Here is a 9,139-nt window from a genome sequence, read left to right as displayed (position 1 = left end):
TCAGTGATTACATCCTGAAATAAAACATCATAAATGTGATATATATCACATAATTAACACAAAAAATAAAATTAATTTGAAATTATTAGTATTGGTTATTAAATGATTAATATTAATCTATTTTTTACACAATATTGTCACAAAATAATCACATTGGCCTGTTTTTTGCCTTGCAATATAACCCCTTGTTTTTGCTGCTAACTTAACCAATTTCCCTATTTTAGATGTCCATTTGATCATCAATCCTAAATATTGATCGCTAAGTTAAATTCGTGGTTAATACCGCTCTGGCATTGTGGAATAGAAAGTCAATGAAAAGCAGTATTTTAGTGTTTGCGGTTTTTTATAGCGTGGTTTCAGGCAGTCAGGCCGCCGACCTCTCAGCACAACAACTCATTCATCAACAGGCCCGCCAGCAAGCCCTGGAGGCGCAATTAGCCCCACCCCCTGCGGAGGTTCACCTGTCTGTCCCCGAACAGGCGGTGTCATCCGCCTTTCCGCTGGAAACGCCGTGTTTTCCGATCACCCGCGTCGTGTTGGCAGGCACTGAAAATTTCCCGCGCTGGTTGCCGTTCAGGCGTGTCGCTCAACAGGGTGAAAACCATTGCCTCGGCGCTCAGGGCATTAACCGGCTGATGACCCGGCTGCAAGATCAGCTCATCAATCACGGCTATGTCACCAGCCGGGTTCTGGTCCCTCGCCAGGATCTGCATACCCAAACGCTAAAACTGGTGATGATACCGGGCTACATCCGACATATCCGCTATACCCCTGACAGCGGAAAATATATCCAGCGGATAACCCCCTTTCCCGCGCGTGAAGGAAAATTACTGGATTTACGGGATATCGAGCAGGGACTGGAAAACTTGCAACGTTTCCCGACCGTTCAGGCGGAGATGAACATTGTCCCGGCAGCGCAACCGGGGGAGAGTGATATTGTGCTGGACTGGCGTCAGTCACGGCACTGGCGAGTCGCCACGTATCTGGATGATACCGGTGCCAAAAGCACCGGGCGTTATCAGGGCGGATTCACCTTTTTTCTGGATAACCCGCTGGCGCTAAGCGACCTGTTCTATCTCTCCGGTGGACGCGATATTCATGCGTCTGCCGGGAAGGGCAGCCAAAACGACACGCTCTATTACTCGCTGCCCTTCGGCTACTGGATGGCGAGCGTGACGGCCAGTCATTACGATTATATGCAGACCATCGCCGGGCTGAATCAGGCGATCCAATACCGGGGCAAAAGCCAAAACCTGGCGGTCCAGCTCAGCCGGGTGCTGCACCGTAACGCCGACCAGAAAACCTTGCTTAACGGTGAAATTTATCGTCGGACTTCGCGCAATTTTATTGATAAGACCGAAGTTGATGTTCAGCGCCGGGAAACCGCAGGCTGGAAGCTGGGGCTGTCCCATCATCACACTATCGGCAACGCCACTCTCGATACCCGGGTGACTTACCAACAGGGCATGCGCTGGTTTGGCGCGCAACCGGCGCCGGAAGAGTATCGCAATGAAGGGACCGCCTTACCTAAAATCACCCAATTCTCGGCGACGCTGGCCGGGCCGGTAACGCTGTTTTCTCAACCCTTCTCTTATCAAACCCAGTATCTGCGCCAGATAAGCGCCAGCCCATTGACGCCCCAGGATCGCTTTTCAATTGGCGGCCGCTGGACGGTACGCGGCTTTGATGGCGAGTTGACGTTATCCGCTGATCGGGGTTGGTACAGCCGGAACGAACTGGACTGGCAAACCCCGCTACGCGGGCAATCGCTGTATCTGGGGATCGACTATGGCGAAGTGGGCGGACGGGGCAGTGACGCGCTGCTCGGAAAACACCTGGCGGGAAGTGCCCTGGGCTGGCGAGGCAACCTGAAAGGGGTGAGCTACGACCTGTTTGTCGGCATCCCGCTGTCCAAACCCGCCGGTTTCCAAACCTCCCCGGTCACGGCCGGATTCAACCTGTATTGGCAGTATTAATTCAAATAGCAAAACTGCCAGTGGGTAGTGTTGTGTGGAGCAAAAGTCATGAATAAGCAGTTATATCGTATTATCTTTAATCAGGCCCGTCAGATGTGGATGGTGGTGGCCGAGATAGTGTGTGCCGGGCGCGGACGAACGGGACGGGGACACCGCGCTCGTCGGCCATCTCTGCCGTCGCGTCGTTGCCGGTTCACGGCGTTACGATTCAGTCTCTTGTTAGCGCTGGGCGGGATTTCCCTCACGGCACAGGCGGCGATTGTCGCCGATGGGCAGGCGCCGGGGCGTCAGCAACCCACAATTATCCGCAGCGCCAACGGCACGCCGCAGGTGAATATCCAGACGCCCGGCTCTGATGGCGTTTCTCACAACAGCTACCGTCAGTTTGATGTGGATAAACAAGGGGTTATCCTTAATAACAGCCATCAGGCCACGCAGACGCAACTCGGTGGTATGGTGGCGGGTAATCCGTGGTTAGCCAAAGGGGACGCCAGCGTTATCCTCAATGAAGTCAACAGCCACGACCGCAGTCACCTCAACGGCTGGATTGAAGTAGCCGGGCATAAAGCCGAGGTGATTATTGCCAACCCGGCCGGTATTACTTGTAACGGTTGCGGGTTTATTAACGCGCATCGCACCACGCTCACCACCGGACAAGCCCTGATGGAGCGGGGCCGATTGAAAGGGTTTGATGTCAATCAGGGGGAAGTGCGGATTGACGGGCACGGCATGGACAGCACCCAGCAAAGTTACACCGATATTATCGCCCGTTCGGTGGCGATTAACGCCAAATTACACGCGCAAGACCTGAAAGTGACCACCGGGCGCAATCGGGTGGATGCGGCACACCAGAAGATTGAGAAAAAATCCGCTGAGGCCACTGACCAGCCGGAGTTTGCGTTGGATGTGGCGGCACTGGGCGGCATGTATGCCCATAAAATTAGGCTAATAGGCACCGAAACGGGGGTGGGCGTCCATAATGCCGGCAATATCGGGGCCTCAGCCGGGGACGTGCATATTACCGCCGATGGCTGGATAGAAAATCGCGGCACCATCAGCAGCCGTGACGGGCTGCAATTAACGTCGTCTGCCGATGTCACTAACGCGGGCAAATTGCTGTCACAATCAACGGTGAATTTACAAGCTAAAGGGGCGTTAAAGAATCAAGGCCGGGTGGAAGCCCGCGGCGATACCACGGTCACCGCAGGCACAATATACAGCAGCCATGACAGCGTCTGGGCGGCAGGACTGGATGATAAGGGCAACACCACCCGCCCCGGTTCACTGACCCTGACGGCGCAGCACGTTCAGGCCAATGGCAAAAATCTGGCGACCGACACGCTGGCGATCCACAGTCAACAGATTGACCTGAGTAACAGCCAGACCGCAGCTAGCCAGATTCAACTCACCGCCAGTCAATTGGGGATAAGTACTGCTCGCGCCACCGTCAACGCTGACCGTTTTAGCGCGAAAACCCCCGGCCAGTTTAATAACGACGGCGGGCAATTGGTGGCACAGGAAATCCACCTCACGACGCCGGATATCTCCAACCAGCAGGGGAAAATTAATCAAACCGGGACCGGTGAATGGCGGCTGAATACCCACACGCTGAATAACGGTGGCGGGACCCTGTTCAGTCAGGGCAAACAGCTCACGATAACCACGGACACGCTCGACAACCGTCAGGGCAATATTGCCAGTCACGGCGAAGACCTGCATCTCACTGCGCATCACGCAGATAACTCTCAGGGCACAGTGCAACTGGCGGGCAACGGGAAACTGTCGCTCAACAGCCAACGCTGGCTGGGTGATAAGGGCAAACTACTCACCAATGGCGCCCTGACAATACAAGCCGATGAACTACAACTGAATCAGGCCGAGACCCGCGCCGGGCAGATTACCGTCAATGCCGACACCCTGAGCCATCAAGGGGGTGTGATGCAACAACAGGGTAAAGACGCGCTGTCCCTTACCACCCGGCTGCTGGATAACCAGCACGGCACCCTGGCCGGTAACGGTAACCTGAACCTTAAGGCAACCACGGTCGATAATCGTCATGGCAACCTCGTAGCCGCCGACAAGGGCTCGCTGACACTGACGGTCAAAGACACCTTGGACAATCAGTCGGGCCGACTGGAAGCGGGCAATGCACTCCAGCTTAGCGCCACTCAACTGGATAATCGCCGGGGGAGTATTGTTGCCACTGGGGACCGCGCCACCCTGACCATTGGCAAAGCCATTCAGAATGCCCACGGTCATCTTGAAGCCAAAACCCGACTGACCACGACCAGCCAGACACTGGATAACACGCAGGGCGTGTTGCTGGCGCAGCATATCAACAGCCAGACCACCGGCCAGCCCTTCATCAATACGGCGGGACAGGTGATAGCCGGGGACACCCTGACCTTAAACAGTGGTGAACTGGATAATACGGCGGGGCTGTTACAATCCGGCCGGGAGATGGCCGTTGATACCCACGGGCATGGGCTCATTAATACCCGCAATGCCGACCAAAAAGCAGGCCGGTTGTTAAGCGGCGGGCAGTTAACCCTGCGTACCGGCGCCATCGATAACACTGGCGGCATGATAGCGGCGGACGGCAAAACGACGCTGACCAGCAGCGTGCTCAATAATACTCAGGGCCAGATAGCCGGAAATGGCGGGCTGGATATTCACAGCCGACAGCTCACCAACCGCAACGGGACCTTACAATCCGCAGACGCTCTGAATCTGGACACCGACGGGCAATTACTGGATAACCAGCAGGGCCAGATTATTGGCGAGGGCAAGACCACCGTCACCAGCGGCCCGCTGGATAATCGCCACGGTCATCTGCAAGGCGGACAGTTGGTTATCGACACCCGACAGGCGCAAACCGATAACCGGGACGGCAAATTGTTGTCGGCCGGTACATTCAACCTGAAAACCCAGCGGCTCGATAATCGACACGGGCAGGTGCAAGCCGTGGGCGACACCACACTCAATGTCAAAACCAAAACCGATAACACCGGCGGCCTTATCCGTGGTGGTCAGCAATTGACCCTGAGCGCCGCTCACCTGATTAACCGCGACACGGCGCAAGCGGATAAAGGACTGGAAGCGCAAAACCTGACGGTCAACGCCCAACAGGCGGACAACCGCCAGGGCGCTTTACGGGCGGCCGACCATCTGCAAGCGAACATCAGCCAGACCTTGGATAATCTCCAGGGACTGGTCTCTGCGGGCAAACAGCTCACTATCAACAGCGAGGCTCAGCAACCGCATCTGAGGATTAACAACCCACAGGGCACCTTGATTGCCGGGAAACAGGTGGATATTAACGCCGAAGCTCTCAGCGGTGACGGCCAACTGTTATCGCAGGGCGATATGGCGGTCGCTTTAACCGGGGATTTTCACCATACCGGCAACACCGCGGCCAATGGCAATCTGACCCTGAAAACCACCGGCAATCTCCTCAATGACCGCCAGATAAAAGCCGGTCAGGCGCTGCATCTTGATGCGCACAATCTGACCAACAGCGCTGCCGGTGAAATCAGCGCCGGACAAACGCAAATCCAGGTCCACGATACGCTGAACAATACCGGATTGATTGACGGCGGCCTGACCCATCTCACGGCCAACACCCTGAACAATACCGGCACCGGGCGCATTTACGGCGACCAACTCGCCCTCCAGACGGGCACGCTGAATAACAGCGCACAGGACGGCAAAGCCGCCGTGATTGCGGCGCGGGACCGACTGGATATCGGCACCGGGATACTGAACAACAGTCACCATGCCCAGATTTACAGCGTGGGCGATATGCACATTGGCGGCCAGTTAGACAACAGCCTGACAGCCACCGGTCAGGCGCGTGAGCTCAATAACCACGCGGCGACAATTGAGGCCGGGAACAATTTGAAGATTCAGGCTGACCAGATTCAAAACACCAACGCCGGTCTGGTGACTCAGGTCGTCGAAACGGAAAAATCGCCACATCACGACGCGGTATTGAGCGGCCAGACTACCCGCTATGACTGGTCGCAGGTAGACACCTCCCGCCACAACACATACGGCGTGCACGATGCCATCATGCCGGACGGCAGCCGCAGTAATGACTTTTACGAATATCAGTACACTCGTACCGTGAAGGAAACGCAGGTTAAACAGAGTGACCCCGGTAAAATTCTGGCGGGCGGCAATATCACGCTCAACAGTGCGAAAGTGACTAATCACGACAGCCAAATCGTGGCGGGCGGCGAGCTGAACGGCGAAATCGGCGAACTGCACAATATAGCGACTCAGGGCGAACGTATCACCACCGATAAAGGTCGTCAGACTCACTGGTATGCGAAAAAGAAACGACTTAAGCCCAGATTCCGCGGCACTAAAACCTCGCAGGGGAAAAGCCGCAGTGGTTATAACCCTGCCCCGGTGATAGAAACGATTGACCTGAAAACGTTGGCCTGGCAGGACCACACCCGTCCACAGGGCACCGATATCACGATTACAGACCGACAGACCGGTCAGATACACGCGGCTCCCACGGCGGTCAAACCGGTGAGCGGGATAAACGACCGGCCTCTGGTCTTGCCCCCCGGACAGCCGTTTGAACTGAGTTTGCCCCCGGAAACGGTGAAAGGGCAAACAATCGACCCGGCGATACGTGTAGTGACCCCCAACACCCGCCTGCCGGATAACAGCCTGTATACCGTGCAACCGGGCAGCGACAGCCACTATCTGGTCGAAACCGACCCGAAATTCACCCAGTATAAACAGTGGCTGGGCTCGGATTACATGCGGCAACAGTTAACCCATGACCCGGCGCGGGTTCACAAACGCCTGGGCGATGGGTTCTATGAACAGCGACTGGTGCGGGACCAAATCACCCAACTGACCGGCCGGCGCTATCTGCCCGGCTACAACAACGATGAAGCGCAGTTTAAAGCGCTGATGGATGCCGGAATTGCCTTTGGCCAACAGCAACAGTTAACGCCGGGCGTCGCCTTGAGTCCGGCGCAGATGGCATTGCTGACTTCGGATATTATCTGGCTGACGAACCAAACGGTGACTTTGCCGGACGGCACTACTGAGGTGGTCACCGTGCCGCAGGTTTATGCGCGTGTCCGTCAGGGCGACCTGAGCAGTGATGGCGCACTACTCGCCGGTAATTCCGTGGCCCTTAACAGTCAGGGCGATATCACCAACAGCGGCACGATGAGCGGGCGTGACGTCACTCAACTGACGGCCAACAACCTGACCAACAGCGGCTTTATTCGCGGCGGTAAAGTGGATGTGACGGCCCAACAGACGCTCACCAACCGGGGCGGCCGGATTCAGGGGGATGACCGGGTAACCTTGACAGGCCGCGATATTACCAGCGCGTCTACGTTGCGCGGGGATGAGGCTAACCGCTGGCTGGACCGTCCAGCGGGGATTTATGTGCAGAACGATAAGGGCGCCTTATCGCTGAGCGCCATCAACAATGTGCAATTAACCGCCAGTGACGTCAAAAACGCCGGTAAAGACGGTCGCACCGAGATAACCGCAGGCCGTAACCTGACGCTGGATACCTTAAGTACACACCGCACAGAGCAGGGCGACTGGGGAAAAGAGAACTACCGCCATCTGACCCAACAACAGGATATCGGCAGCCAGATAACCGGCGCCGGTGAGGTGACCCTGCAAGCCGGGCAAGATTTGACCGCCACCGCCGCCCACGTCGATGCCGGTCAACAATTGACGGCGCAGGCCGGAAATAACCTGACGTTGACCACCGGTACCGCCTCATCCGATTTAGTGGAGCACAGTAAACAAACCAGTAAAGGCTGGCTGTCCAAGTCGTCAGTGGAAACCCACGACGAAGTGCATGACCGGCAGGCGCTCAGTACCACATTCAGCGGCGATAAGGTCAATCTACAGGCCGGAAAAGACCTGCATATCAGCGGCAGCCATGTGGCTGGCTCGCAGGATGTCAGCCTGAGCGCCGGTCAGCAGCTTACCGTCACCACCACCGCAGAATCTCACGGTGAAACCCATTTACGGCAGGAGAAAAAATCCGGCCTGATGGGCACGGGCGGGATTGGTTTCACATTAGGCAAGGCCAGCCAGAAAACCACCACCGACAGCGACAGCGACAGCCAGCTGAGTAAAGGCAGCACGGTCGGCAGCAGTCAGGGCAATGTGACGCTCAACGCGGGAGAACAACTCCGGGTTCACGGCAGTGAGGTGATTGCCGGTCAAGACCTGACGCTGACCGGTCAACAGGTCGCGGTCACCAGTGCGGAAAACCGCCATCACACCACGACAAAAACCGAACAAAAACAGAGCGGCTTAACCGTGGCGTTGAGTGGCGCCGCTGGGGGCGCCATCAACACGGCCGTGCAAACGGCCCATGAAGCGCAACAGACCGCCGACCCGCGCCTGAAAGCGTTACAGCATACTAAAGCCGCTCTGAGCGGAGTACAAGCGACTCAGGCCGCCCGACTGGCCGAAGCCCAGGGCAGTGACGAGAAAGGCAATAATAACCTGGCCGGGGTTAGCCTGTCCTACGGTCGCCAGTCTTCTCGTTCAGAACAGCAGTATCGTCAGACCACCCAACAGGGCAGCCATCTCACTGCCGGGGATAACCTCACGATAACGGCGCACGGTGACGATAAAGGGACATCCGGCCCGAACGGCGATATCCGCATTCAGGGCAGCCAGTTACAGGCGGGTAAAGACCTGCAACTCAATGCCCGTCGGGATATTACGCTCTCGTCCAGCCGGAACACCGAACAGACCGCCGGCAAAAACAGCAGCCACGGCAGCTCGCTGGGCGTGGGCCTGACCGCCGGCCCCGGAGGCGCCGGTCTGAATGTTTCGGCTAATGTCAGTCGGGGCAACGGCCGTGAAAACGGCAACGGCGTCAGCCACCATAACACCACGTTACAGGCGGGACAGACTGTCGAGTTGAACAGTGGCCGGGATACCACCCTGAAAGGGGCACAGGTCAGCGGCGAACAGATTACTGCCGACGTGAAACGTCATCTGACACTCAGCAGCGAGCAGGACAGCCAGCGCTATGACAGCCGACAACAGAATGCCAGCGCGGGCGTCAGTGCCACCGTGGGTCCCCTCACCAACGGCACTCTGAATCTCAATGCCAGCCGCAACAAACTGCACAGCAACTATGATTCGGTGCA

General features: G+C 56.8%; 2 protein-coding genes. Both read left to right on the top strand.

Annotated features, from left to right (window positions below; translation table 11 throughout):
* The first annotated feature begins 311 nt into the window (after positions 1–311).
* Positions 312–1,976 carry a ShlB/FhaC/HecB family hemolysin secretion/activation protein gene (locus LG003_RS21980; protein ID WP_262981644.1) on the top strand — a complete coding sequence of 555 codons (1,665 nt, stop codon included), beginning with the start codon at positions 312–314 and terminating at the stop codon, positions 1,974–1,976.
* Between the two features lie 48 nt (positions 1,977–2,024).
* Positions 2,025–9,139, top strand: a 7,115-nt coding sequence (locus tag LG003_RS21975; protein WP_262981643.1) for a two-partner secretion domain-containing protein, incomplete at its 3' end; no start/stop codon positions are given.

The sequence above is a fragment of the Photorhabdus kleinii genome (assembly GCF_025384885.1).
GTDB classification, from domain to species: Bacteria; Pseudomonadota; Gammaproteobacteria; order Enterobacterales; family Enterobacteriaceae; genus Photorhabdus; species Photorhabdus kayaii.
This window is presented reverse-complemented; position numbering and strand designations above follow the sequence as displayed.

Excerpts from the sequence above, each read along its gene's own strand:
- LG003_RS21980 (WP_262981644.1), top strand. The coding sequence starts at position 312 with ATGAAAAGCAGTATTTTAGTGTTTGCGGTTTTTTATAGCGTGGTTTCA.